The following is a 24,841-nucleotide window of genomic DNA, read 5'->3' on the forward strand; positions in this document are numbered from 1 at the left end:
AATTATAGTTTTTGAATCAAACATAAACTTTACAATTTAGCTGTAAATCTCGATATTTTGCATAACTTCGGCCTATTTCCTGCCAGGCCAGATAGAAGTACAGACTGATTGGGGAGTATAGGGCGTTAGAAAGTGGCTGGGCAGTTAGAAAGTGGCTTTCAGATAGTATTTTGAGGTCAGCTACGCTCTGAGATTTCAGAAAAATCCAGGGTCTATCCTGGTCTGTCCAGCCAAGAAGTCTACCTCCCTTCCCAAACTCTTTAAACCAAGCTCGGATTTTTTCCAGATCTATTCCGGACTTCATCTGGCTTGTTTAGTTCTATTTCTCGGTTTAGCAGAAGTCTTATTCTCGTTTAAAACTCCTGTTTAAAGGTCAAACCCTCTCAGGAAGTCGCTCTCTGTAATAATCCCGCGGAGCATTCCGTCTTCCAGGACCGGAAGTGAGCCTATTTTTTTCTCGAGCATGATTTCCATAGCTTGTCCCATATCTGTGCCAGGGCTGGTCCAGATCAGTTCTTGTGAAACAATGGAGCCTACAGGCTGGTCCAGGGCCTCGTGAATGTTTCCTGTTGTGAGTTTGCTAAATGCATCTCCTCTTCCAAGAAAATGGACGATATCCGAGGCAGTGACTATTCCTGCAAAAATTCCGTCTTTTACTACAGGAAGTCTTCGGAACCTGTTCTGCACCATTACTTTTGCTGCCTGTCCGATGGGCGTATCTGTTGTTACCATTGTGACATTTTTGGTCATATATTCATCAACGGTTTTGTTTGTCACAATCCCACCCATCAGTTCCACGGCATTTCTTTCGGTAAAGATTGCGACGACCTGCATTTCATCATTTATGATTGGCAGGCCTCCGGTCCTCTTTTCAAGCATTGTTGTAACAGCATCCTTGAAGTCTGCCTGGTCATTGATGTAAGCAACATCAGTTTGCATAATCTGGCGTACTTCTTCGTTTATTGCAGCCAGAAGGTTGCCTTTAAAGCGGTTTTCGACAAGGAGGTTTCTGCTGCCCCCTCCCAGGAAATCTATAATATCAACAGAAGTCACGACTCCTTCCAGTCTCCCTGTGCCAGCATCTGTGATAGGGATACGCCTGAACCTCCTTTCAGTCATAATTCTGACCGCTTCCATGATGGTTGCGGTGGGAGGGAGAGTTACTACATCCCTTGTTGCCAGGGCAAGAATTTTTCCCTCATGTTCCGAAATGCGGGACTTGAAACTGGGGCCTATTCTCATTGTGCCCATGCTGCTGACCGAGTGTGGGTCTTTCTGTTGTGCCTTTTTACCTGATTTGTTCAATTGTGGCTGAACATTCATTTTTTCGACTGGTACAAATGTCGTATTTTTGTTCAATAGGATCACCGAATCGAGTTGCAGTTAATTGCTTTTTTTATCATCAGTTTTTCCTCTACTGCATTTTGCAGAATTTTCTTCCCGGGTCTGCAATTCATATTTTAGCAGACTCACGGTTGCTACTGGAAACAAACAAAACCTAAAGCAATCTTCTCTCGAATCTTTCTGAACACTTACTTTTGTTTGTTATTCTGTTATCGTTATTAATTATAATCTTTAATCGTTAAAATCTTTTTGAGCAGGAACCTATCAATTGCCTTTCATGTAATTTGTGATAAGTTCCTTGACCGGTTTTGCTTTTCCACTGGAAGAAACTTCTCTCTTAAAAGGGTTAAATGTCATCAGAGACATTTAGATACCCGGTTCTGCCTCCCGGGACTTACTCCGCCCACCCTTTGACAAAGGCACCCATCAGATCCTGCCTGTCAGCGATTCCGGAGATTTTTCCCTGCTCATCTACTACGGTAACTCTTCCTATATCATGCTTGATAATCATTTCAATCGCACTCTTAACGGAATCGTTCTCCGAAAGCGTGTATGCAGGAGTTGACATAATCTTTTCAACCTTGGGACTTTCGTTTGGCCTTGTGGCTCTTTCGTCTTCTACGGACATTCTCAAAATTCCTGCTTTGATTATATCCCTTCTTGTTATCATCCCGATGGGATCACCTTTCTTTGAAACGACTGGAATCCCGGTATAATCTGTTTCTATCATGTAATTCCAGACTCTGGAGATCCTTTCATCCGGTGAACAGGTTTTGACTTTTTTTGTCATAACCGTGTCTATCGTTTTTGAAGCACTTCTGGGGAGTTCCGCATTCCGGAGAATATCAACGTCGCTCAGGACTCCTACAACCGTGTGGTCTGTTGTTGATTTGACAACCGGAACTCTGTTCTGTTTCGATTGCACTATCAATTTTGCAGCTTTTACGACATCCATGTCCGGAGTGACTGTTGGGGATTGCCTGGCATATCCACCCACCGTGACATTTGAGCGCGTGGACGTAACTCTCATAATATCCTGATCGTTCAGCATTCCCACAAGCCGGTTTCCCTCATCAACAACAACAAGAGCTCTGAACAAGTAATCACGCATCAGCTGGCGGGCGTGAGTTACGAAATCCCCCTCTTTGATACTTACAGGCCCTTCTGACATTATCTCGCTGACATTCATTGTTACTTTTCCTCTCTTTTTTGTTTACTTTATTCCAGTTACTGTTGTCCTGATGTTGAAGTCTCATTAATCAGAGTCCATTAATCACGGAATAATCAGAGTCCATTAATCACGGAATAATCAGAGTCTATTAATTACAATATAATCAAAGCTTTGAAATCACAATACTCTGAAATCACAGCTTCATTAGTTAAAGTTTGTTAGTTAAAGCCTGTTAAATCAGAGTCGATATCCATAATTTAGCTATAATTTAGTTTTTATATGACTCCGTTTTTATTTTTCTTTGACAGACAATCAACTCTTCGAAGGCAACCTCAAATCTCTGTGTCTGGGGACAAAAGACCTCAAAAACCAGGCGGTTCTAAGTTGGATCTTAGCAATTCATTCATAGTCTTCTCCTTCCTCATGCCGGCAATTTTCGCATAAATACCTGCCGTTAACTAATTTGAGGTCTATTGAATGATAGAGACAGGACTCGCATATTCCTGTAATGAAGTCTCCTTCGACTTCTTCAATTACAGGAGTGGAGAGGAGAGCCTCCCGGTTCATATCAATAAGGTCTTTGAGAATGGTGCTGAGTCCAGGTGTAATCATCAGGATGTCTGTGTGAGATATAATTCCTATAATTGTGCTGTTTTCAAGGACTGGCAGCCTTTTAATATTGGCTTTTAACATGATTTCGGAAGCTTTTACTATACTTGTCCCGGGCTCTAAAGTTAGCAACGGGGTGGAAAGGATTTTGCTTGCATTTACTTCCCCTGGTTTTCTGTTCTCTGCAACAATACCCTTCACAAGGTCCCTTTCGGTAATAATCCCTATGGCTTTTTCGTTTTGTGTAATAATTACGCTTCCAACATTGTTTTGGGTCATTTCCCTTGCAATGGCAGGGATATCTGTGTTAACATCCATTGTGATGACTGTTTTATTCATCACTTCAGCAACCGAGACCTCTCTCCCAATTTCCTTGTTGTGAATATCAGTACCTGCTTCCCTCTCAGGTTCATCAGCCATTGACTGCAGTTCCCCCTTTATTCTTCCAGCATCCCAAAACCCGTCAAAGTCACTATTAAAATCTCTTCGGGCTCTTAATTTCTTGTGGAAACGTCTTCCAGATCTTTTTTAACTTTTCCTTTCTATAAGGTTCTGGAATCAAACCCTGAAAAGTCGGCTTTCCGGTAAGCCTTCCGTTTTAATATTTCTTCCGGCTCTTTTTCCTCTAAGCTCTTTTTCCTCTAAGGTATTTCCCGCACTTCTAAGACCTTTTTATAGCACATATATACGAGTCTATAGTACATAATGATAACGGCATTTCTTTTTTTTCGCAAGCATAATGGTTTACGCAAAACAGGCGCAAAAGACTTTTTTTGGAGTTGAAATTTTAGTTTTCCCCCAGATATATTTACGGAAGTCCGGCAGGAATTTTTTTCACACCCCCTCCATTTCCACTGGAGATTTTTGCTCAGAATGAAAAACATTGAGAATTCTTGAAAAAATATAAGGGAGACGTAGCAGAGAAGAAATTTCTCTTAGATACTAAATTAAAACATAATAAAACATTCAAAATTATATTTATAACGATATTTATTTTTCTCACAGGAATTTTTCCAGACCCCTTTATTTCCACTGGAACCCACTCGCTAATTTTTTTACACAAAGTTTTCCGAATTTAAAATTGCTAATAGTATATGTCAAAAGTAAAAAATATAGAACTTAGGTTGTAGGTGAAAATACAAAAACCGGATAAAAGGTAAAATAAAGATTAAGGTAAAATTCAGTAAAATCCAGAAAAAAACCTAAAAGAAAAAACCAGATGGAAACCGGTAATCATTCAGCAAAAACAGATAAAACCAGCTGAAAGCTGATATTCATTCAGCAAAAAATTGATAAAATTGATAAAAACCAATAGTCGTTCAGCAAAAAATGAATAAAATTGATAAAAAAAGGATAAAAGCAGGTAAAATGGATTTAAACAGGTAAAAATAGGGAGAAATAGGGGACGATCATAGAATAATCACCCTGCTCCTGTTCCCAACGCTAAGTTCTATTTCTTCATTCAACCCGTATCTGGCATAAGCGTCAATAATCTGAATTTCGGAGTCAATATCCAGATCCTCTATTACATAAGCCTGTTCTCCCCAGAGCGTCAGCCGGATACTTCCTGTTTCGTCCTCAAGCTGGAGGTTTGAGACCACATTTTCGGTTCCGTCTTCCCTTTCAAACTCTCTCAGTTCTCCGATTTCGGAAACTTTTCCCTGGACGGAATAATTCTCTCCCGGAATAATGTCGGCGATGTCAGTAAATTTCTCCCTGTACTCGACCTTTTTTTCACTTTTCTGAATTATCCCTCTGGCGCCAAGGCTGAGTTCAACCTGCTGGCTGAATGTGTTTTCCCGGGAATAGGCATTGAGGACTTCCACGGTATCATCGAAATCAATCTCGTCAAGAATCTCGGTTTTTTCGTCCCAGATTGTAAGCCTGATTTTGCCTGTGGAATCGCCCAGAAGGATATTTGCCACCCTGCCGGCAGATCCATCTTTTTTCTCGAAAGTTCGGACTTCCGAGATGTCAAGTACCCTTCCTGAAATATTGATATTATTCATGTCAGCCTTTATATCTGCAACAGGGGTAAACACTTCTTCATATTCTACTTGCTTTTCGCTTTTCCGGATTATGCTCCGATTTCCGATCTGCAATTCAACCTTTTGCGTAAAGGCATTTTCACGGGCGTAAGCATTGATCAGTTCAACAGTGTCCCCATACTCGAGCTGGTTTAAAAAATCGGTTTTTTCGTCCCAGAGCGTTACCCTGAGCGTTCCTGTTTCGTCTCCGATAAGCAGGTTTCCGACTTTCCCACCGCTTCCGTCTTTTCGCTGGAAAGTTCTGATTTCAGAAACTTCAAGTACCTTGCCTGTAAGGTTGAGTTCTCCCATCCCGTCTTTTATGTCCTTTATCTTCTGGCTGCTTGCAGCAACATCAACTTCCTCTTCACTTTCGGTCAGGACGCCATTATTGCCGATGTTAACTTCCACTCCGGAATAGCCCTGCTTTGCATATCCGCTTATCTGGACTGTCTGTCCTATCTTTACCTTTCCGGCCTTAATCAAATCTGCCATGTTGTCCCAAAGGGTTAACTTCAGTTTTCCGGTTTCGTCTCCGACGATCAGGTTTCCAACTCTGCCTATAGTCCCATCGTTCCGGGTAAACTCTTTGACATCAAAAACTGAAACAACTCTTGCTATAAAATTAACAGGCCCGCTCTCAGGGGTAATGTTTTCTATTTTTACATTGTCCCTTCCCGCGTCCGAGAATCCTAGCTCATTGGCGACCAGCATGGCAGCCATCGCCTCGTCACAAAGCCCTCCCATGTTCTCGACCTTTTCCTCTATGCGCTTCAGGAAATCCTCTCTACTGATGACATGGCTGAGCTTTTTATAAATAGTGTCAATATCGGTCATGTTGCTCCCTTGCCTTGAATTGCTCCTTGAATTGTTGATACTTAGCCTTCAATGTTTGGTGGCGCTGTTCTACAGTGCGTATAATATGCCTTAAATGTCAGTTTTTCCGAAAGGCAGTTAATGGCATAATGTGAGTTTTATTTTAAGATGTGAAGTTTTCTGGAAATTTATATAGTCTGGTAAATCTGGTTTTGGGAATTCATCTTGGAAATCTGCCATATTTCAGGTGAAAGTTGAGGTGAAAATTCAGGCCTTATGTCAATTGATGTCAGACCGGATGTTTTCAAACTTAAGCCAAAATACCTTTCAATTTCATGTGAGAAACCATAAGATTCTATAAGTCCTTTCATTAATGCATAATAAGAATATCCCCGAAAATTAAATATTATTTGGTAAGTCATTCCTTTTTGGTTATTTTTTAAAGAGCCCTTGATACGGTATGTAAAGTGTCTTACTAAAGGCTAATGTATGCAGGGTGAAAGTATTCAGTCGGATTGGGTTTATTTATCTGATGAAGTAGTGCCCTGAGAGTGAGTGTCTTGGGTGTATATATGGAAGGATTGTGAATGAATATCGTGAATGAATATCGTGAATGAATATCGTGAATGAATATCGTGAATGAATATCGTGAATGAATATCGTGAATGAATATCGTGAATGGGTGCTCAGAATTATCGGTTTTTATCTGATACCACTCTGGGAAAACATAATAAGTTATGCCGGTGCTCTTATAGTGTGAATCCGCTTGATGAGAATAAATAACGTCCAGTTCCTTTCAAATATGGCTAATGTTCTCTCATTGCTTTTCATTCCCGTTTTTGCCGCTTCTCTTGGTGCCTCTTATATTGAAATCGGGCTTATAGTGGGGATCTATTCAGCCACAACTCTTCTTTCTTCCTTTATTTTTGGGAGGCTTGCTGACCTTCACTACCTGCACACGGTGATTCTGGGAGGTTTTGGATTTGCTACGGCCGCTTTTTTTCTTCAGGTTTTTGCCACCGATCCTTCTACCCTTATGCTTGCAAGAGCTCTGGCCGGCTTCAGTGTTGGGATTCACCCGGGAGCCCTGATAGCCTATGTCCATTATCAGAAGCAGAGCCTCGGAAAGTTTATTTCGCTGGGCTCTCTCGGTTGGATGGCAGGTTTTCTTCTTGCAGGGATGATAGGGGTAAGAATGGACCTGCTTTTTGGGCTTTCTGCCCTTGTTTATGCCTTCTGTTTCCTGCAGACTTTCAGGTTAGAAGATATCGAAAAGCCGCAGCTGAAAGTTTCTTACTTTTCCCTGAATACCCTGCTGAAGAATTCAGGGACCTATTTTTCTCTCTTCCTGCGGCATACCGGAGCCGTCGGGGTCTGGGCCATTTTTCCACTTTACCTCCGGGAGCTCGGAGCAGGTGATTTCTGGATCGGGGTTATTTATGCGATAAACCCTGCAGTCCAGTTTCTGATAATGCGCAGGCTTGACCCGTTTGAAAACGAAAAGTTGATCCAGGCAGGTTACCTGCTCTCCGTTGTCGGCCTTATCAGTTATGTCTTTGCTTCCTCCTATCTTTACGTCATCCCCGGGATGTTTGTAGTTGCTTGTTCCTGGTCTTTCCTTTATGTGGGCTCAACCCGCAGGGTTGTGGAGCTGAACCCTGATAAAGCTACGGCAGCCGGTTTGATCAACTCAATGATCGGGGCTGCAGGGGTTGCGGGATCTGTTCTCGGAGGAGTCCTCTCCCAGTTTTTCGGGTTCAGGGCAACAATGCTCGGAGCTGCCATTTTTTCTATTTCAGGCTTCCTGCTCTACAAAACTCTGGGAAGGGCTGCAGACGTAATCGCTTCCTCAGATGATAACTGAAAGGAAGAGGAATTAACTGAAAAAGAGAAATCCGAATTTTAAAGGCTTAAAATTTTCCATAATAACTGGTTTAAGAAATGAAGATAATTAAAACAAAACCTTATTTATGGTAAAGTTTCATTATGTGATATATGATTCGAAAATGCACTGAGCACGGCTATTTTAGAGGAGGCAGCTGTCAGCAGTGTGAACGCCCCGGCAGATACGTGCTGGATGACAGCAGGGAAGAAAAGCTCGGCAGGTTTGTATCAGGTACTCTTCGGCACTTTCCTGAATCCGCAGGGGTCAAAATGGATGAATATGGCTGGGTGGACCTTAACGCCTTCTGTGACGTTATGAAGAAACGTTATAACTGGATGAGAAAAGAGTACCTTTACGCCCTTGTGGAGTCCGATGAAAAAGGACGATATCAGATCAGAGGGTCCATGATAAGGGCACGTTACGGACATTCTGTTAACATTGAGCTTGACTATGAGGAGAGCGATGCTCCATACGTATACTACGGGGCAAGCCCGGAAGAAGTCGATGTCCTGCTTGAAAACGGAATTTTCCCTATCAAACAGCGCTACGTTCATCTCAGTACTTCATATGAAAAGGCAGCTGAAGTTGCCCTGATCCATACTGAAAGTCCTGTGATCCTGCAGGTTGATGCCTTTAGAGCTCAGGAAGATGGATTTTCTCTAAGGCTAGCAACGGATTACATAGTACTTGCAGAAAAAATACCTCCCGAGTACCTGTATGTAATCGAGGAATAACTTCTTTTTACTGGTTTTTAGCAGTCTTATCAGTCTATTGAGACTTCAAAAAGCCCTTCTTTTTCCTCTATCCTGAATTTCACGCCCAGAAACTGTTCCGTAACCCAGATATTTGTTGCCGCATGCAGGGTCAGCTCCCGGACTGTGTAAGAACTTTTTCCTGCAAGTGCCATATAAGGAATCAGCTGGTCTGCCAGATGCACATCTACAGAGGCCTTTGAACTTAGTTCCGAGATGATTTCTTCTGCAGCTCGTCTGCCAACTTTTTCAGCAGGAAGTCCTCTTTTTCCAAGGGCGCTTCCCCCGCAATAACCGGACCAGAGGGTTATCCCGCTTCCTGTGGAAGGTAATTCGAAAGACTGGATCTCGATCCGTGAACCACATCCGGCTTCAAGAAGCAGGTATTCGGCAGCTTCGGCCTGGCGGGCTGGCACATGTGCCGGCAGATTCGATGCATGGGAAATCCCCGGGATTTCTGTCCCCCGGTTTGTGTTGCTCCCTTTTTTCCGGGTTTCCTCCCATCTTCGGGCTTTTTCGGATTTTCTGTTTTCTCCTTCCTTCCGAAAATGAAAACCCCGAAGTTTGCAGGGTTCAAAAACAGCTGAGACCCCTCCTCCTCCTCTGGGATAGTAACCACGCTTTTTCAGGGTTACACTGCCTGCATATCCGAGTTGTTCAAGTGCCCTGAGGGTTACATGCTGCAGGTAGTCGATTGTCGGGGACCAGGCAACATCAGTCCCTCCCCTTATCGTCAGTTCGACCTTTTCTTTTGCAAAAGGCAGGGCTGGCATAAGGCTCTGCAGAAGCAGGGTTATGCTACCTGCAGTCCCGATATCAACCTCATATTTTCCCCCCCTTATTTCCACTGGAGCAAAAAATAACTCTGAAGAACCCGGAAAAAGCCCTGAAACCCGTGCCTCACAGATCCTGGCTGCAGTTTCGAGAGCTTTCAGATGCTGCTGTTTCAGGCCGGGATTCGGTCTGTTTTTCCTTATGTTCGTAACCTTTACATCTTTCCCGGTAACTGCAGAAAGGGCAACAGCTGTCCTGACTACCTGTCCCCCACCTTCCCCATATGAACCATCAATTTCTATCATTTCCCTCTCCCTGTCATTTCCCTTTCCCCATATTTCATCCGTTTTTCTTCCCGGGATTTATCTGTATATTTCATCCAATCTCTTGTCCTGACCCTATTACTCTGTTTTCGTCTCCCTCATATTTCTGACTGCGGCTTTTACAGCCGGTATGAGGGGGTCCACAAGCATGGAAACCGGAGGGGCATAGCAGGTTTCAAGGTTAAGAAGGTCTTTGATTGTTGTTTTCTTTCTTATCGCAAGGGAAAGGGCATCGATCCTTTCCTTTATTCCTTCCCCTCCCGCGAGCTGCGCTCCTGCAAGCTGCGCTTCTGCAAGGTCGCCGTCTTTAAAAAAGAGTTTTATATAGATATCCTTTCGATCCGGATAATAGGAAGCTCTTGTGCGCCCGCGGGAAAATCCGTTTATAACTTTTATCCCCTGTCTTTTCACCTGTTCGGGGGTAAGCCCCACTCCTCCGAAATGCAGGTCTCCGGCAACAGCTACCCAGGGGTCGGCAAGGGGCCCAAAAGTAGAATATTTGCCTGTAATGTTATTTCCGATCACGTCTGCCATACGTCGCGCGGTCGTGCCCAGCTGGCTGAGCCTGCTTTCTCCGGTTAGAAGGTCAGTAACTTCCGCACATTCGCCCCCTGCGTATACATTAGACAGGAATTCCTCTCCTGCTTTTACCTGAAGCATTTCATTTACGACTATTCCTCCTGCCTTTCCGATATCTAGCCCTGCCTCGCTGGCAAGACAGACTTCAGGTTTTATCCCGGTTGCCAGGAGCATAAGGTCTGCAGTAAAATGTCTGTCCTTTACGTATACGGTTTTTTCTTTCCAGAAATTTTCAGGTAAAAATAGAGGTTCTCCGGTAATAACCTCCACACCGAGAGTTTCAAGGTGCGCCCTGACAATCGCAGCCATATCGGAATCAAATTGGCTGGAAAGCAGGTCTTTACTCCTGGTAATAAGAATAGTTTTAATCCCTCGCTTTGTAAGGGCTGAGGCACATTCAATTCCTATTATACCTCCCCCTACGATGCATACTGTTTGCGCGGTTTCAAGGGCTTTTCCGAAGAGTTTGCCGTCAGCAAGGCTCCTGAGCGTGAAGCTTCCGTAAGGCAGGATATTTGCCTCGCTTTTGCGAGGTATAAAGGGCAGGCTCCCCGTAGCAATCACCAGTTTGTCATAAGGATAGGTTCTCCTTCCGGTAAGGACGACCTTCCTGGCCAGGTTTATCGACCTTACCTTTTCGTTCAGTTTCGCATCTATGTTTTTTCCCCTGAAAAAACCCGGAGGTTTTACGATCAGTTTTTCAAAATTTTCAATTTCTCTGCCCAGTACAAAAGGAATTCCGCAGTGGCTGTAGGCTGTGTGGGAGTCAGATGAAAGCACAGTTATTTTAAAGTCACTCTGCCTCCTGATCTTGGTAGCAGCCGCCATCCCACAGGCTCCTCCTCCTATAATCACTACCCTTGTGAGCTCTTTCTCTGTCCGGACTTGTGTGGGGGCTTTCCCAGGGACCTCTTCCTGAACTTCAGCTACGGTTTGCATGACTTTACCTGCAGCATCTTTTACACCGAAATCGCTTCCCATGCTTTTTATAATGGTGTTTCGCGCCTATTATAGGTTTTTAAGAGAGGAAAGATTTCAGCACCCGGAGCAATTTCGGATGATCCGGGAAAACGTTCAGTGCCCCGTGCGTTAAGTTTGGTCGAACTTGAAAATGAATTTTGTTTTGAATCTCTTTTTAAGGGAGCCTCTTCTTCCTGAAGATACTCATTTGAAGCTATTTTCCAAAAACAGGAGAAACAGATAATGGTTTCATGTGAAGGGTGAACGAGCGAGTTGGGAGTGGGGGGGTTAATACATAAAACAGTGTATTTATCTCGCTCGTTCAAATTTTTAGACGTTCTTTGTTTTATATATACTTTTCTAAATTTTTCCAATTAGTTTTTCATTTAAAATTTAAAAATCTTTCCAGAAGGTCGCTATCCTTAAATTTATTGATACTGGGTTAAAATAATTCCGGTTTAGCGAACCTTTTAAATAACCAAAAAGTTCTTAAAGCCTGCAACCATTAAATATATGAATTTAAGACATATGATGTGCAGGATTCCGGTTTCGCCGAAGTCGCTTTAAGGCGGACGGGGTCTGTTTCGTCAGGTCATATCATAAACTAATAACTTCATCAATTCACATCACTACTGTATTCGTAAAGAATTTCACGTAACTAAACGTATGCAAACTTAATAGAAATTTCAGATTATACATATTACCAATTCAGGGCTAATACCATCAGTCCAGAAATAAACCTTATACATTATATCACCCAGATGCAAAAGTCAAAAAATGCTTTCAATAAACCTGATGCATTCCATTCACTGCTTTACCACTTATCATTTAAGGGATACTTGTTCAATTAAAAGGCGTCTGGCTCCCTCTTGCCGCTCACGCCTCAGGTTAATCCCATCTCTGGGAAATCTCTGAAAATCTTCAGTTATCAGGCATATTGAATGATAAACACATTATTTGGCTTGGGGTTCTGAAAGTTATTCCAGATCCACCAGTAAGCTTATGTTAAGGCAAAGATTTTCGGGCAGGTACAGAAAAGCTTCCATGGATTTTATGGATTGACGTTTATTCTGGTCGAAAATCAGGAATCGCTCTATCCCTGAGAGCTTTAAAGATAGGTAGGGGCTTATCCTGCTCTTGCCGATAAGAGCTTTCATTGAAAAAGAGCTTTCATTAAAAAAGGTTCGGGAAGTATTCCGCCAGTTTAATTCTCCTGACATAAGCACAAAAGACAGTTACAGGCAGTTTCGGAATCCCTTTTTCCGGTTCATAGTAATCTTCAATTATGAACTCTGACCCCAAGGGTGTATTATCCCTGATCTGGTTTTAAATCTGATTTTACTACTATTTTTGCATTTTCTGGTGCCCTTTATGGTTCCCAGCGCGTTTCCAGAATAATAGAGGATAGGTTGTACTGCCGGAAAAGTACTCTGAGCCTTGTAGCCGGAAAAAGAATTGTACATCGGAATTGTCCGATAGTATAAGGGCTATTTTCCGTCGATGAATAGGAAAAGTCATCCAAATAGGATAAATCACCCAAAGAAAAACGTCCATACTCAATAGTTCATGATAAATCATTATAATGTTAGTTCAGGGAGAATTTCACATGCAAAATACTGATACCACGAAATATATCATTCATTCTAAAATAAATGCTGATGGAGTAATTGAGCGTCCCGATATAGTAGGCGCAATTTTTGGTCAGACTGAAGGGCTGCTCGGAGCAGATCTTGATCTGCGTGATCTGCAGAAAACCGGAAGGATTGGCAGGATAGAGGTGATGGTTACTGCCAAGGGAGGAAAAACCAAAGGCAATATCTTCGTTCCTTCGAGCCTTGATAAGGTCGAGACCTCTATCCTCGCAGCGTCTCTGGAAACCATTGACAGAGTAGGTCCCTGCAGTGCCAAGATTGAGGTTTTCCAGGTAGAAGATGTAAGGGCTGTTAAGCGCAAAAAAATTATTGAGAGGGCAAAACTCATCTTCACGAAGATGTTCGATGAGACGGTGCCCGAATCTCAAGAGCTAGCCGACGAGGTCCGGCAGTCCGTCAGGGTCGACGAACTGACTCATTATGGCAAGTCAAGGATACCCTGCGGGCCAAACGTGCTCAACTCGGATGCCATCATTATTGTCGAAGGCAGGGCTGATATCCTGAACCTGCTTCGCTATGGTATAAAGAATACCATCTGCGTGGGTGGAACAAACATCCCTCCTGAGGTTGCTGAACTTACTAAAAAGAAAACAGTAACTGCTTTTACGGACGGAGACAGGGGTGGAGAACTCATTATTCGTGAACTCCTCCAGGTGGCAGATCTCGATTATGTTGCCCGTGCTCCCGATGGTAAGTGTGTGGAAGACCTTGTCCAGAAAGAAATAATCAGGTCTTTGCGCCGGAAGGTTCCGGTGGAACAGATTATTGAGAAGTACGGGATTCAGGAAAAAGAAAGTGGAGATAGTGCCTGCAGGCTGGAACGCGTTTCCAAAAGAAAGATGAGAGCTCCGGAAGTTGTTCCTAGAATCGCGGAAAAGAAGCTGCACAAACGTGTGAAAGTTCACAGGGTATCTCCAAAGACGGAAGCTTACGAAGAGGAGTCCCCTGAAGAAATAGAAGAAGCAGTTCCTGAAAAATCCCCTGAGAAAGCTCATGAAAAAGTTTCGGAAAGGTCCCTGGAAAAAACTCCTGAAGCGGCAGAAAAAGTTGAAGCAAGAAAGGCTGTCTCAAAGCCTCCGGTTATGGCAAGGCCGGTTCCAGCTGCCCGAGCTCCCAGGGGAAAACCCTCGGCTGAGAGGGTTTCAGCTGTGAAGGTCCCCGGGGGAGAGGCAGTAAGGGTTTCACCTGCTCCTTCCAGACAGACTCCGGTAGCTCCGGTTTCTCCGGAAGCTGCAAGGTTCAGGCCGCACGTGGATGCCCTTAAAGGGACGTTGACTGCAAGGATCCTGGATTCTGAAGACAAAGTCATAGAGGAAATCGCAGTCCGAGACCTTGCAAGCAGGTTAAAAACTTACAGGGATAATGTGAAAAGCGTGGTTTTTGATGGTGTAATTACTCAGAGGCTTGTTGATATTGCTTCGAGCAATGCAATCAAAAATCTCATAGGAGTAAAAATCGGAAATATTGCTAAAGTTCCTACAGATATGGAAGTTTTGACCTCCGCCATGCTCTGAGCAGGTCTTTTTACTTCTCTCTTTATTTTTTATCTTTTTTGTTGAAAAAACCGTTTATTTATACCTGATTTCTGTTTTAAAGTAGTTATTCTCCTTATCAGAATCTAATTATCACATTGTCATTATTTTATGTGTGATACCTATGTATGTCCCCAGTGAGATCACTACGATTTGACATGGTTTCACACTATAGTACTAAATTTCACACTCTATCTTATAATTCTTCATTATTTTTCATATACATTATATAGAAAAATTTATTAGTAATTACTAGGAAGCCAGTTTCCTCGGGTAATTCTTTTATTCGGTTCAAGATAATATTAAATTGATCTTGTAAAATTGTAGGTCTGTTCGCTATGCACAAGGAAGAACTAATACAACTGCACACATATATGGCTCAAATGAAGAGATACTTCGAGAGGCACGGTGTAACGCACGAGTTCGACGACTATAAGGCTTTATCGATAAGTCCTGTTCATATCCACAGGAGTAAGGCGGATCACAAGCGCGCAATTTTTATTTTGGGAGGCGAGCTTGCTACTCTCATGTCAAGAGATGACCCTATATTTGAGGAAGCATCTACCCATATGAGAGATTCCCTCAATTCCGTCATAAAGCTCATCGGTAATAACTGATAGGGCTCCTTATTGTGGTCAAGAATTTGTTGTCCGATGATACGGGTTCAAGGTATTTTTGTTTTGAGACCAAAAGGCGGTATGGGTGCAGGTGCATTTTCATAACCATACCGTCTTCTCCATCTGAATAATACTTTTTTTCAGTCCAGCACTGTATGAATCCTATCGATCTGTATAATTTTTGTGCGCTAATGTTACTATTTCTTACTTCCAGTCTCGCGTATTTAAGGCCGTTTGCAATAAAAATGTCACATATGGCATGAATCAGTTCCGTGCCTATCCCCATCCCCCGATATTCTTTCTTTACACCAACGGAAAAAATATGCCCTTCGTTTTCCGCGGAACGGTAGCCTACTACATAACCTACCACTTTTCCTTCCATTTCCGCAACAAGGAAGCCGTCTCCAACCATTTCGTAAAAGTTCATATACACCAGGGAATTATGCTCCGAAAAAGCCTCCTCTTCAATTTCGACTATTTTCTGGAAGTCCTCAGGCGCGAAACGTCTTATCATAATACCTCATATATCTCTGCCATTTTATTACTCCTTCGAAGGAAGAACAACTCTCTCGAAGAAGCCTGTATGGCTTTCTGTCCTACATATGCTTCAGGGTTAAAGTTTTTTAACGTGTCGGACATCAACTGCTACGCCCCTGCCTGATTCTTTCATTTCTCTCCCGCTCATTGCAGCCCTTCCCACACAGAGAGCTTTTTTCCCGAAAACTATGACCTCATCATTTGGTCTTATCTCAGGGTCCGCATCAAGCACACCCGGAGCGAGAATGGAACCGCGTGGGACAAAGTCGTCAATCTTTACCAAGTATTTCTCACTTTTTAGCACCAGTTCGGCTCCTTCGGGAGAGAGGGCGAGCATCCCGTACTGCGGGATTAAAGTTGCAAGCTGTTTTTTCCCGGCAAAGAGCTGGTACTTCGGGAAACGGCCTTTAACCACAGGGTTTCCTGCTTCTTTCGAAAAGAGACGTCCTGCGCCCCCTCCGAACTGGTAGCCAGCAACCGCCTTTACGAAATTCTTCTTCTCTTCTTCGGCATTCTGTCTTTTCTTGCTGAAATCCTCGGAAGTGCAGATAGCTTCAACAGTGTTTTTCAGGTTCGAAAGAGACTCGTAGGACGTGAGGCTTTCCCCTGCGGTATAGACTATATCAATCCCCAGCTTTTCAGCCACTCTTTCACAGATCTCCCTGTATGCCCCTTCCACATGGGCAACCACTGCCTTATATTTGTGTTTTGAGAGATAGCTTTCAAGGCAACCGGAAACCCAGGCTTTTTCTTCTTCGTCCCAGTGCCCCGTAACCGCAGTATCGTAATGGGATGCCGGATAGGTAAGTTCAAGTTCTCTGGGCACGATTCCCAGGGGGGAGGTTATGATAACCTCATGGACAAACTTCCGGTACTTGCCAAGGGTAAGGATGAACTTCTGGTGGGACTGGGAAGTCGAATAGGGTTTTCTGGCTGCACAGGGCAGGAGCAGGAGGACATCAAGGTCAGGAGGTGTATACCTTTCTTGTATGCGGCGCGCAAACCTGACCACTTCGATCCTTGAGAGGGCTTCGGAGGTATCTGCAAGGAGCTGGTTTTGTCGGAACGCGGGCACTTTTTCTTCAAGATAGGAATATTCGAAATCCCCGAGGCGCAGCAGGGCTGTAAGCCAGGGCCTGACCCTGCACTGCCCTTCCACATACTCCCGTAGATTGCCTGCCCTGATTTTTTCCCCGATAAGAGCAAGTTCGGCATCAAGGGCATCCCTGTTATGGGCTGAAAGAAGTGCTGCCCTGTCAGCTTTAGGGAGAGCTCGGAGCTTGGCGGGCGTGGTGGCGGCACATACCCTGCACCTGCAGGGAAACTCTACAAGGGAGTCAAGATAAAAACTGCCTGCAGCTGTAAGGTAGATGTCAGAATAGGCTGCAATTTCTGCTCTTGTATCATCCATTACATCGATCCCGACATAGGCGAGCATTGCTGCATTTTCAGGGAGGGCAATTTTTGGGGCATAGAGAGCAGTATCCGGAGGAATGCGGTTTTTCAGGTCAATCAAGTTTTCCAGAAACCTCCGGGCGTTATTTTCCAGAGTTCCTGCCCCTTCCATTATGTAAAGGTCGCTCTTCCGAACCTCGCCTTCTGCCCTGAGAAGGGAACCTGTGGGCCCTTCAGCTTCAACTTTTTGACCACTGTTTGCAGTAAATGTTTCAACTTTTCCTGGGGATTTGGCTGGAACGGCAGGCGGATAAGTCTGATGAGGAAGAATAATGAGAGTTCCCTTTCCGGTTTTTTCACGTATTTCCTTTATGCGTGCTTCGATTTCTTTCCGGTCAGCAGTCCAGAGGCTGCCCGCATCAACAACAGGTCCCGGGTTTTCAAGGTCTCCGAGTGCTGCCGTATGCAGGGCACAGGGAGTGCGAATTTCGGGAAAGAGCAGGAGTTTTCCTATACGTGCTGCTCCATCTCTGTTTTCTATTTCAAAGTACTGTGTCATGTTTGTCCTCTTATGTCTATCAGGATGTAAAGGTTTGCCCTGCGCTTTTTCTGAAAAGCCTGTATTTTCTGAAAAGCCTGTAAGTTTTCTTCTGGTTTTTAAATGGATCTCAGGAGGAAGGAGGATGGTATATTCTTATATATTATTAATATTGATTATCTGCTGCAAATTATCTCTCACCTCTGTCCAGCCCGGACAGAACTTTCTATTTTTCGCATCCTAATCCCAGATTTGAGGTCTATAATGGATATAACTGAAGAGCTTCGAAAAATCGTTGGCGGACGGCTCTCGGTCTCGCCTTCCGAACTTTATTGTTATTCTTCTGACGCATCCCAGGTGAAAGGGATGCCTGATTACGTGGTACGCCCTAAAAGCACCGATGAGGTCAGCCGTATTGTCAGGCTTGCTTACGAAAATGAGATCCCTGTGACTGCAAGGGGCGCAGGCACCGGCCTTGCCGGGGGAGCTGTCCCTGTTGGTGGGGGCATCGTGCTTGACATGTCGGGAATGAACAGGATTCTTGAAGTCGATATCGACAATATCCAGGTAGTCGTGGAGCCCGGGATAATCCAGGACGACCTTAACGACACCTTAAAACCTTACGGCTTTTTCTTCCCCCCGAACCCTGGCAGTTCTGCCATGTGCACTATCGGGGGCATGATTGCTTATAATGCCAGCGGGATGCGCTGTGTCAAATACGGTACAACCAGAAACTATGTCCGCGACCTGGAAGTGGTGCTTGCGGACGGGACTGTCATCCACACAGGCTCGAAAATGTTAAAATCAGCTGCAGGCTACGACCTGACCCAGCTTATCATAGGCTCCGAAGGCACGCTCGGAATCGTCACCAGAGCCAGCCTGAAGATTGCCCCTCTCCCGAAGAACCGGAAACTTGTAATCGCTTCCTTTAAAAGTGCGGAGCTCGCAGGGCAGGCAGTTGTAAAGACCTTCTCAAACGGGGTCATCCCTTCAGCCTGTGAGATCCTTGACCGGGTCTCTCTGCAGGTGCTCAAGCGCTACGACCCGAAACTTGTGCTCCCCTCTGAAGGTGATGTAATCCTTTTCGAAGTTGACGGCACGGAAAACTCCGCGCGTGAGGCTGCAGAACAGATAATAGATGTCTGCTCTTCCCTTGCTCTCTCCATAAAGCTTGCGGAAAGCGAAAAGGAAATGGCAGATATCTGGGCAGCCAGAAAGCTTGTGGGTGCTGCTGTTTCCCGTCTTGACCCCACGAAAACAAGGATTTATGTGGGTGAAGATGTGGGAGTTCCTATAAAGAAAATCCCGGAACTCCTCAGGAAAGCACAGGAAATTTCCGAGAAATTCAACCTCCCTGCTATGAAGTACGGGCACATAGGAGACGGAAACCTGCACCTTGCCCTTTTCATTGATGTCCTGAATAAGGATGAGTGGGACCGCCTGAACCGGGCTGCCGATATGGTCCACAGGACTGCAATCGAACTTGGAGGGACGGTCAGTTCCGAGCACGGCGTAGGTGCAGCCAGGGCTGAGTATATGGAAGCCCAGTGGGGTCCTGCTCTTGAAGTAATGCGTGCGATCAAAAAAGCCCTTGACCCGAAGGGCATCCTGAACCCGGGAAAGCTGGGGCTGTGAGAGTTATGAAAAACGAAGGAAAAAAGGAAACCGGGAGATCAGAAGAATTGAATGGAAAGGAAGTGGGCGAGAAAAACAGCAAAGAATCCTCCTTTGGAGTTGACCGCCGTTCAGTTTATAAATGCGTGCAGTGCGGCACCTGCCGCTCAGTCTGCCCGGTCTTTGATGTGGTCGGCTGGGAGTCTGCAAATACACGCGGAAGAATGCTTATCATTAAGAGCCTGCTTGAAGGGAGGCCGCCGTCCGAAGATGTCCTCTCAAGCCTTGCTTCCTGCACGACCTGCGGGATCTGCGCTGCCAAATGCCCTGCCGGAGCAAACCCTCCAGAAGTGGTGGAAGCTGCCCGCGCCCAGCTGGTAAAATGCGGGGTGACAACCGAAGCCCAGGAAAAGCTTAAAGCTGCAGTTATGACCAGCGGCAACTCTTTCGGGGAAACAAGAAGCCGATTGCATTGGCTTTCCGATTCGGAACGTGCAAAACTCCCGGAGAAATCCGATTATGTCTACTTTGTAGGTTGTTTTGACTCCTATCGTTATCCTGAATTTGCAAAAAAGACCTTCGAGGTTTTGCAGCGCTTTGGGGTAACCCTCCTGCCGGACGAGCAGTGCTGTGCTTCCCCCCTCCTCCGTACGGGTTTCCTGGAAGATGCGGAAAAGATCATGGAGCACAACCTTGAGCAGATCCGGAAAGTGGGAGCTCACACCGTCATCACGGGTTGTGCCGGCTGTTACACCACTCTCAAGAATAACTATCCCGAAGAGCTCAGGGTTATCAGTCTCCCCGAGTTTCTTGCCGAGCACCTTGAAGAGTTAAACCTCAAGCATATTGACCTGACAGTCACCTACCACGATCCCTGCCATTTGGGCAGGCACAACAAGGTCTACGACGCCCCCAGAAAAGTTATTCAGGCTATCTGCACCCTCAAGGAGATGAAAAACATCAAAGAAAACTCCCGCTGCTGCGGCGGTGGGGGCGGAGTCAGGATAGGCTATCCCGACATCTCCCTTGAACTTGCCCGAAACAGACTCGAAGACGTACCCGAAGGCGTGGACTATATCGTAACCTCTTGCCCCCTCTGCGTGAGGAACCTCAGGGATGCAGGCGGAGATATCGAGATAATCGATATTGTAGAACTTGTGGCAATGGCGCTTGAATAAGTTTAATTCTCCATTGTTTAGCCAGGTTGATTTTAGCTATGGTTTAACTGTTGTTTGTTCCTCAGCTGACTGTCACTACAGGCTGGTTTTATCCGGCCCAACCAGTCCCTGAAAAACGATAAGTGGTTCTTTTCTTTCAACAGCACGTTTTTATTTCTGAAAAACGACTCATCTTATTGAAGTCTCATCCGGATATAAACTTGAAGATGGGTTGGGAGGATAGGATCTATGAGTTGTAAACCGATAATGTTTCATAATGTTCCGCATGATACATTCAACTGCATGAAGAAAAAGCTTCAAGGAGCGGGTATCAGTGTCCCGCCGGGAAACAGAGGGGAACTCTCGGGATCGGGGGTTGTAGCAGATTTTGAATGGGACGGACTGTCCAATCTTACGATTACAATCACGGAAAAACCATTTATTGTCAGCTGTGATACTGTAGCCCGGAAGATAAAGTCTTTTGTGAAAGAGTGCCATGGTTCCTAAAAGCTCCGGATAAAGTTTCTTCGGGCAGGAGGAGAGAAAGCGATGGGTGAGAGAAAAATTGATACTGAAGGCTGCCAGGGAATCAAATTTAGAAACGTGACTCCGGACGTTTTTTCCTGCATGAAGCAAAAGCTTCAGGCCTACGGGATCGAAACTTCACCCGGAGACTCCGGAACGCTTGAAGGCAACGGCATAGTTGCCCATTTTAGCTGGGATGGAGAAGCAAACCTGCTAATTGAGATCAAGGAAAGGCCTTTAACTACCTACTGCGGACAGGTAAGCGGAAAATTGAGAGCTTTCCTGCGTGAATGCCAGGGGTATTGAGGGAAACCATTAATTTTCCCCGAAAATCTGGTTCCTTCCGATCCTGTTCATTTGAAGTCGGTATGTCTAAGTTCTTCACTTTCGTTGTTTCCTTTTTCTCCTTATCAAGCACTTATGAGCGTTTCCCACAAGGTCAAACCTTCCTGCTTTTTCCAGGGCTTCATATACGAGTTCATAGTTTGCAGGGTTCCTGTAGTGCATAAGGGCTCTTTGCATGGCTTTTTCTTTTTTGTCTTTTGCAACATACACTTTTTTGCCTGTGAACGGGTCAAGCCCCGTGTAGTACGTGCAGGTTGATACCGTCATGGGGGTTGGGGTAAAGTCCTGTACCTGTTCGGTGTAGCCTCCGTGGTCCCGCACATATTCCGCCATTTCGATCATATCTTCAAGGGTACAGCCCGGGTGGCCCGACATAAGGTAGTTTACGATGTACTGTTCCTTGCCGCATTTTTTGTTAAAGGCGGCAAATTTTTCGGAAAATCTCTCATAAACTTCCTTTCCCGGCTTGGACATTGCATCGGTTACTCGCTTTGAGAAATGTTCAGGTGCAATCCGCAGCTGACCGCTTATGTGGTGGGCGCAGAGTTCTTCGAGGTATTCCTCGTCCTCAAGGGCAAGGTCGTAGCGCACGCCGTAGCCTGTAAAGACCTGTCGGACTCCGGGAAGCTCACGCAGGCGCCGCATTAATTCGAGCAGTTTTTTATGGCTGGTATCAAGAGAGGGACAGATACGCGGGTAGAGGCAGGCTTTATCCAGGCAGGCTCCTTTCTTTTCCCAGGTCCTGCACTCCATACCGTACATATTGGCAGTGGGACCTCCGACCCCGTTGATTATGCCTTTGAAGTCCGGCTTTTCCGTAAGCTTCTTTGCTTCCCGCAGGACGGACTCGGGGCTGCGGCTTGAGATCATACGCCCCTGGTGCTGGGTGATGGCGCAAAAAGAACAGCCTCCGAAACAGCCCCTATGCGTTGTCAGGGAGAACTTTACCATCTCAAGGGCAGGGATGGGCTCGGTATAGGAGGGGTGGGTTTCCCCCGTATAAGGCAGCTCATAGACGTGGTCAAGTTCCGCTTCTGTCAGGGGACGCATGGGCCTGTTCTGCACAATAACGGTTTTCGGGTGAGGTTGGACAATCCCTTTTCCGGTGATGGGGTTCTGTTCCGGGAAGTATGTGCGGAAAGCTTTCGCAAAAGCTGCTTTGTCCTGAGAAACTTCGGAAAAAGAAGGAATTTCGATATATTCCTTGAAAAATTCGGCTGCTTCCAGAGCTGTATCCCGAACCACAGCTTCAGTTGTCCCTTTGCTCTTTTCTTTGAGTTCTTTCCAGGCTTTAACTTCCATTTTCCAGACCGTGCCGGGGATGTCTCTGATCTTCCGAATGTCCTCTCCTGCCTGAAGCCGTTTTGCAATTTCTACAATCTGGAGTTCGCCCATACCGTAGACAATCAGGTCTGCGGGGGCATCGGCAAGAATTGCCTGCCTGACTTTATCCGAAAGATAATCATAATGAGCAAAGCGCCTTAGGGAAGCTTCGATTCCTCCGAGCACTATCGGCACATTGGGGAAAGCTTCTTTTATCCTGTTGGAATAGATAATCACGGCGCGGTTCGGACGAAGTCCTGTTTTGTTTCCGGGAGAATATGCATCCTTTTTCCGTGGTTTAAGGCCCGGAGTCAGGTTGCTGACCATTGAATCGGTGTTTCCTGCGCTTACGGAAAAAAAGAGTCTGGGCCTCCCGAGTTTCTTGAAATCCTCAGGGTTATCCCATCTGGGCTGGGCAATTATTCCCACTCTGAAGCCGGCATCCTCAAGGACCCTTCCTATTATTGCAGTCCCGAAACTGGAATGGTCCACATAGGCATCTCCGGTAACCAGGATGATGTCAGGTTCTTTCCAGCCGCGAGCCTTTACTTCTTCAGGGCTCATCGGGAGAAATTTTGATGCGTGGAGAGATGAAGATAAGCTTTTTTTCTGCTTTTTTTCCTTCTTTCCGGGTTTAGTTTCAGGCCTCGATTCTGTTTTTTTTCCTGTTTCTGCTTTTTTTGGGACAAAAAAACCATTTTTCCTGCCAGTCCTTTCCATATCCGGTTTTTTATCCTTTTCTCTACCTGTTTTTTCCTCTTTTTTTTCCCTGGTAAATTTTCGATTTTCTGTCGGGGCTGCTGTATCTTTTACCATAATCTGTTTCCGGACTTCCAGTCTTTTAAGCTCTTTTTCTTATTTGCTGCCTTCAGACTCCCATCATCATCTTCAGCATTGTATAAGAAGCCATGATCTGTTTATTCCCGTCTCTGTCATTAGGAGCTCCATGTCCTGAGTACAGGTTCTTTACATCGAGTTTTGTGAGTTTTTCTACGGAACCAAGCATTTTTTCAGGTTCTGAGCCTTCAAAGTCCATCCTTCCGAAACCACCTCCCGGAAAGACGGTGTCTCCCGAAAAGAGGCTTTTTGAGACGGGCTCATAGAGGCAGATGCTCCCTTTTGAGTGTCCCGGGGTGTGGATGACTTCGAGAAATTCCCCGTTTCCGATGGGAATTTTGTCTCCTTCCTCATAGATGACCGTTGGTTTGACAGCCGGGGCGCGGTCTCCGAAGAGTACGGAAACACTGAGGTACTCGTCGTTTACGCCTTCAAGGTCTGCCCTGTGGATTCCAACTTTTGCTCCACTCTTCTCCGCAATTTCTGCAGCTGCGGCAGTGTGGTCATAGTGGCAGTGGGTCAGGATGATCAGTTCAAGGTCAGTAAGCTTGATAGATTTTTCAAGTTCCCTGATGATCAGGTCGCTGCTCATTCCTGCATCGATCAGGACTTTCCCGTTTACAAGGTAAACACTGGAATCGTAGGCTGTGGGGCAGATGTACCGGACTTCCATATTTCTTCCTCTTCTGCTTTTTTTCTGCTTTTCCTTTCCTTTCCTTTTTGCTTTTTTCCCTTCTTTTTTCTATAACTATTTTAAAACTTCATATTTCGAAAACCCTGCGTGCGTTTTCAGTGACAATTCTCGCAATTTCTGCAGGTTCCATTTCTTTAAGTTGCGCTACAACCGGGATAGAATCCACTATATATGCAGGCTCGTTTCTGCCTTTGCGGGGGGAGAGGAAAGGACTGTCGGTTTCAAGAAGCAGGTTCTCAGGGGGCACTTCAGCTACAAGGTCCTGGTGATGTTCGGAAAAACAGACAAGGGTTGCCAGGGAAATGTAGTAGCCTGTGTCCACGATTTCCCTCATGGTCTCAGGGGAACCGCTATAGCAATGATAGATTACGGTATCCACATTTCTGACAAGCTCCAGGACCTCGGCTTCAGCCATCCGGGCATGCACCACAAGGGGTTTTTCCAGATCTTTTGAAAGTTCGATTACTTTTTTGAACGAAGCTGTCTGCCGTTCTCGTTCTTCACTTGTTTTGCAGTCCTGGAAGTCCAGGCCGGCTTCTCCGATCGCCACTGCCTTTTCGGCATTGACTTCGACCTGGGCAAGGATTGAGTTGATGGCATCATCGGTTCCTCCTCTCCCGATGTCGGGGCTCAGGCCCAGAGCAGCATGGATGTCCTTGTGCTTTTCCGCAAGTTCAAGACTCATGCGATTGCCTTTAATGGAAATTCCGGAGTTTATCATTCCTACAACTCCTGCTTTCCGGGCGCGGAGGATAGCCTCTTCTCGATCGGGGTTGAATTTGGGAAAATCAAGGTGACAGTGAGAATCAATGATTGGATAAGGCATGGGTTTGTA

At 45.3% G+C, this 24,841-nt stretch carries 23 protein-coding genes; 8 read left to right on the forward strand and 15 right to left on the reverse strand.

The genetic code is table 11. From position 1 onward, the window contains the following. Positions 1 to 16: 16 nt before the first annotated feature. The 6 genes from MSSIT_RS00105 to MSSIT_RS24405 all read right to left on the reverse strand — a co-directional run bounded on the left by MSSIT_RS00105 (position 17) and on the right by MSSIT_RS24405 (position 6,338). Complete coding sequence (locus MSSIT_RS00105) at positions 17 to 304, reverse strand: hypothetical protein (protein WP_048168952.1); 288 nt, start codon at positions 302 to 304, stop codon at positions 17 to 19. A gap of 62 nt (positions 305 to 366) precedes the next feature. After that, complete coding sequence (locus tag MSSIT_RS00110; protein WP_048168954.1) at positions 367 to 1,368, reverse strand: CBS domain-containing protein; 1,002 nt, start codon at positions 1,366 to 1,368, stop codon at positions 367 to 369. A 370-nt stretch (positions 1,369 to 1,738) separates the two neighbouring features. Beyond that, positions 1,739 to 2,533: a CBS domain-containing protein gene (locus tag MSSIT_RS00115; protein ID WP_048168956.1), complete on the reverse strand. Its 795-nt coding sequence runs from the start codon at positions 2,531 to 2,533 to the stop codon at positions 1,739 to 1,741. A 381-nt stretch (positions 2,534 to 2,914) separates the two neighbouring features. Continuing rightward, positions 2,915 to 3,544 carry a CBS domain-containing protein gene (locus MSSIT_RS00120; protein ID WP_048168958.1) on the reverse strand — a complete coding sequence of 210 codons (630 nt, stop codon included), beginning with the start codon at positions 3,542 to 3,544 and terminating at the stop codon, positions 2,915 to 2,917. Positions 3,545 to 4,533: 989 nt separating this feature from the next. Continuing rightward, a complete protein-coding gene (locus MSSIT_RS00130; protein ID WP_048168962.1) occupies positions 4,534 to 5,988 on the reverse strand; it encodes an OB-fold nucleic acid binding domain-containing protein in 1,455 nt (484 codons plus the stop codon). Between the two features lie 167 nt (positions 5,989 to 6,155). Next, the gene (locus MSSIT_RS24405) at positions 6,156 to 6,338 is read right to left on the reverse strand and encodes a hypothetical protein (RefSeq protein WP_048178823.1); all 183 of its coding nucleotides are present in this window, start codon (positions 6,336 to 6,338) and stop codon (positions 6,156 to 6,158) included. A gap of 398 nt (positions 6,339 to 6,736) precedes the next feature. Here MSSIT_RS24405 and MSSIT_RS00135 point away from each other — a divergent pair, with 398 nt between their 5' ends. Next, the gene (locus tag MSSIT_RS00135) at positions 6,737 to 7,831 is read left to right on the forward strand and encodes an MFS transporter (RefSeq protein WP_048168964.1); all 1,095 of its coding nucleotides are present in this window, start codon (positions 6,737 to 6,739) and stop codon (positions 7,829 to 7,831) included. 131 nt (positions 7,832 to 7,962) lie between these two features. Next, positions 7,963 to 8,586, forward strand: a complete 624-nt coding sequence (locus MSSIT_RS00140; RefSeq protein ID WP_048168966.1) for an RNA 2'-phosphotransferase — start codon at positions 7,963 to 7,965, stop codon at positions 8,584 to 8,586. Positions 8,587 to 8,615: 29 nt separating this feature from the next. Here MSSIT_RS00140 and rtcA read toward each other — a convergent pair whose 3' ends face one another. The 4 genes from rtcA to MSSIT_RS00155 form a co-directional block, all read right to left on the reverse strand. Next, complete coding sequence (gene rtcA, locus MSSIT_RS00145) at positions 8,616 to 9,683, reverse strand: RNA 3'-terminal phosphate cyclase (RefSeq protein WP_048168967.1); 1,068 nt, start codon at positions 9,681 to 9,683, stop codon at positions 8,616 to 8,618. Positions 9,684 to 9,779: 96 nt separating this feature from the next. Next, a complete protein-coding gene (locus MSSIT_RS00150) occupies positions 9,780 to 11,261 on the reverse strand; it encodes an FAD-dependent oxidoreductase (RefSeq protein ID WP_048168968.1) in 1,482 nt (493 codons plus the stop codon). A gap of 5 nt (positions 11,262 to 11,266) precedes the next feature. Next, positions 11,267 to 11,614 carry a hypothetical protein gene (locus tag MSSIT_RS23855; protein ID WP_148704647.1) on the reverse strand — a complete coding sequence of 116 codons (348 nt, stop codon included), beginning with the start codon at positions 11,612 to 11,614 and terminating at the stop codon, positions 11,267 to 11,269. Between the two features lie 603 nt (positions 11,615 to 12,217). Further along, positions 12,218 to 12,397, reverse strand: a complete 180-nt coding sequence (locus MSSIT_RS00155; RefSeq protein WP_048168969.1) for a hypothetical protein — start codon at positions 12,395 to 12,397, stop codon at positions 12,218 to 12,220. A gap of 449 nt (positions 12,398 to 12,846) precedes the next feature. On the opposite strand from MSSIT_RS00155, the gene dnaG reads away from it, so the two are divergent. Both dnaG and MSSIT_RS00165 read left to right on the forward strand, forming a co-directional pair. Further along, positions 12,847 to 14,406, forward strand: a complete 1,560-nt coding sequence (gene dnaG / locus MSSIT_RS00160; protein WP_048168971.1) for a DNA primase DnaG — start codon at positions 12,847 to 12,849, stop codon at positions 14,404 to 14,406. 356 nt (positions 14,407 to 14,762) lie between these two features. Next, positions 14,763 to 15,041, forward strand: coding sequence for a UPF0058 family protein (locus tag MSSIT_RS00165; protein WP_011024502.1), 279 nt, complete (start codon positions 14,763 to 14,765; stop codon positions 15,039 to 15,041). On the opposite strand, the gene rimI is transcribed toward MSSIT_RS00165, so the two are convergent. Continuing rightward, positions 15,025 to 15,555 carry a ribosomal protein S18-alanine N-acetyltransferase gene (gene rimI, locus MSSIT_RS00170; RefSeq protein ID WP_048168972.1) on the reverse strand — a complete coding sequence of 177 codons (531 nt, stop codon included), beginning with the start codon at positions 15,553 to 15,555 and terminating at the stop codon, positions 15,025 to 15,027. The two genes, MSSIT_RS00165 and rimI, sit on opposite strands and share 17 nt — an antisense overlap. A gap of 99 nt (positions 15,556 to 15,654) precedes the next feature. Further along, positions 15,655 to 17,532, reverse strand: a complete 1,878-nt coding sequence (arcS, locus tag MSSIT_RS00175) for an archaeosine synthase subunit alpha (RefSeq protein ID WP_048168974.1) — start codon at positions 17,530 to 17,532, stop codon at positions 15,655 to 15,657. A 243-nt stretch (positions 17,533 to 17,775) separates the two neighbouring features. Between arcS and MSSIT_RS00180 the strand changes: the two genes are divergently transcribed. The 4 genes from MSSIT_RS00180 to MSSIT_RS00195 all read left to right on the forward strand — a co-directional run bounded on the left by MSSIT_RS00180 (position 17,776) and on the right by MSSIT_RS00195 (position 21,113). Then, the gene (locus tag MSSIT_RS00180; RefSeq protein WP_048168976.1) at positions 17,776 to 19,146 is read left to right on the forward strand and encodes an FAD-binding oxidoreductase; all 1,371 of its coding nucleotides are present in this window, start codon (positions 17,776 to 17,778) and stop codon (positions 19,144 to 19,146) included. Between the two features lie 5 nt (positions 19,147 to 19,151). After that, a complete protein-coding gene (locus MSSIT_RS00185; protein WP_048168982.1) occupies positions 19,152 to 20,303 on the forward strand; it encodes a (Fe-S)-binding protein in 1,152 nt (383 codons plus the stop codon). Positions 20,304 to 20,531: 228 nt separating this feature from the next. Then, positions 20,532 to 20,789 carry a hypothetical protein gene (locus MSSIT_RS00190; protein ID WP_048168984.1) on the forward strand — a complete coding sequence of 86 codons (258 nt, stop codon included), beginning with the start codon at positions 20,532 to 20,534 and terminating at the stop codon, positions 20,787 to 20,789. 42 nt (positions 20,790 to 20,831) lie between these two features. After that, positions 20,832 to 21,113: a hypothetical protein gene (locus MSSIT_RS00195; RefSeq protein WP_048168986.1), complete on the forward strand. Its 282-nt coding sequence runs from the start codon at positions 20,832 to 20,834 to the stop codon at positions 21,111 to 21,113. 75 nt (positions 21,114 to 21,188) lie between these two features. On the opposite strand, the gene MSSIT_RS00200 is transcribed toward MSSIT_RS00195, so the two are convergent. From MSSIT_RS00200 to MSSIT_RS00210, 3 genes are all read right to left on the reverse strand, one after another. Then, a complete protein-coding gene (locus MSSIT_RS00200; RefSeq protein ID WP_048174389.1) occupies positions 21,189 to 23,039 on the reverse strand; it encodes a YgiQ family radical SAM protein in 1,851 nt (616 codons plus the stop codon). A 304-nt stretch (positions 23,040 to 23,343) separates the two neighbouring features. Further along, on the reverse strand, positions 23,344 to 23,985 hold the full coding sequence (locus MSSIT_RS00205; protein ID WP_048168988.1) for an MBL fold metallo-hydrolase: 642 nt from the start codon (positions 23,983 to 23,985) through the stop codon (positions 23,344 to 23,346). 88 nt (positions 23,986 to 24,073) lie between these two features. Further along, a complete protein-coding gene (locus MSSIT_RS00210; RefSeq protein ID WP_231590204.1) occupies positions 24,074 to 24,832 on the reverse strand; it encodes a TatD family hydrolase in 759 nt (252 codons plus the stop codon). Positions 24,833 to 24,841 lie beyond the last annotated feature (9 nt).

Origin of the sequence: Methanosarcina siciliae T4/M, assembly GCF_000970085.1 — an archaeon.
Classification (GTDB): Archaea; Halobacteriota; Methanosarcinia; order Methanosarcinales; family Methanosarcinaceae; genus Methanosarcina; species Methanosarcina siciliae.

Bases quoted from the DNA above. Each gene is read 5' to 3' on its own strand.
- arcS (WP_048168974.1), bottom strand. From the start codon at position 17,532: ATGACACAGTACTTTGAAATAGAAAACAGAGATGGAGCAGCACGTATA.
- MSSIT_RS00190 (WP_048168984.1), top strand. From the start codon at position 20,532: ATGAGTTGTAAACCGATAATGTTTCATAATGTTCCGCATGATACATTC.
- MSSIT_RS00165 (WP_011024502.1), top strand. From the start codon at position 14,763: ATGCACAAGGAAGAACTAATACAACTGCACACATATATGGCTCAAATG.
- MSSIT_RS00180 (WP_048168976.1), top strand. From the start codon at position 17,776: ATGGATATAACTGAAGAGCTTCGAAAAATCGTTGGCGGACGGCTCTCG.
- rtcA (WP_048168967.1), bottom strand. From the start codon at position 9,683: ATGATAGAAATTGATGGTTCATATGGGGAAGGTGGGGGACAGGTAGTC.
- MSSIT_RS24405 (WP_048178823.1), bottom strand. From the start codon at position 6,338: ATGAAAGGACTTATAGAATCTTATGGTTTCTCACATGAAATTGAAAGG.
- MSSIT_RS00210 (WP_231590204.1), bottom strand. From the start codon at position 24,832: ATGCCTTATCCAATCATTGATTCTCACTGTCACCTTGATTTTCCCAAA.
- MSSIT_RS00155 (WP_048168969.1), bottom strand. From the start codon at position 12,397: ATGAAAGCTCTTATCGGCAAGAGCAGGATAAGCCCCTACCTATCTTTA.
- MSSIT_RS00200 (WP_048174389.1), bottom strand. From the start codon at position 23,039: ATGAGCCCTGAAGAAGTAAAGGCTCGCGGCTGGAAAGAACCTGACATC.
- MSSIT_RS00150 (WP_048168968.1), bottom strand. From the start codon at position 11,261: ATGGGAAGCGATTTCGGTGTAAAAGATGCTGCAGGTAAAGTCATGCAA.
- MSSIT_RS00195 (WP_048168986.1), top strand. From the start codon at position 20,832: ATGGGTGAGAGAAAAATTGATACTGAAGGCTGCCAGGGAATCAAATTT.
- dnaG (WP_048168971.1), top strand. From the start codon at position 12,847: ATGCAAAATACTGATACCACGAAATATATCATTCATTCTAAAATAAAT.
- MSSIT_RS00105 (WP_048168952.1), bottom strand. From the start codon at position 304: ATGAAGTCCGGAATAGATCTGGAAAAAATCCGAGCTTGGTTTAAAGAG.
- MSSIT_RS00140 (WP_048168966.1), top strand. From the start codon at position 7,963: ATGATTCGAAAATGCACTGAGCACGGCTATTTTAGAGGAGGCAGCTGT.
- MSSIT_RS00185 (WP_048168982.1), top strand. From the start codon at position 19,152: ATGAAAAACGAAGGAAAAAAGGAAACCGGGAGATCAGAAGAATTGAAT.
- MSSIT_RS00115 (WP_048168956.1), bottom strand. From the start codon at position 2,533: ATGAATGTCAGCGAGATAATGTCAGAAGGGCCTGTAAGTATCAAAGAG.
- MSSIT_RS00120 (WP_048168958.1), bottom strand. From the start codon at position 3,544: ATGGCTGATGAACCTGAGAGGGAAGCAGGTACTGATATTCACAACAAG.
- MSSIT_RS00205 (WP_048168988.1), bottom strand. From the start codon at position 23,985: ATGGAAGTCCGGTACATCTGCCCCACAGCCTACGATTCCAGTGTTTAC.
- MSSIT_RS00130 (WP_048168962.1), bottom strand. From the start codon at position 5,988: ATGACCGATATTGACACTATTTATAAAAAGCTCAGCCATGTCATCAGT.
- MSSIT_RS00135 (WP_048168964.1), top strand. From the start codon at position 6,737: ATGAGAATAAATAACGTCCAGTTCCTTTCAAATATGGCTAATGTTCTC.
- rimI (WP_048168972.1), bottom strand. From the start codon at position 15,555: ATGATAAGACGTTTCGCGCCTGAGGACTTCCAGAAAATAGTCGAAATT.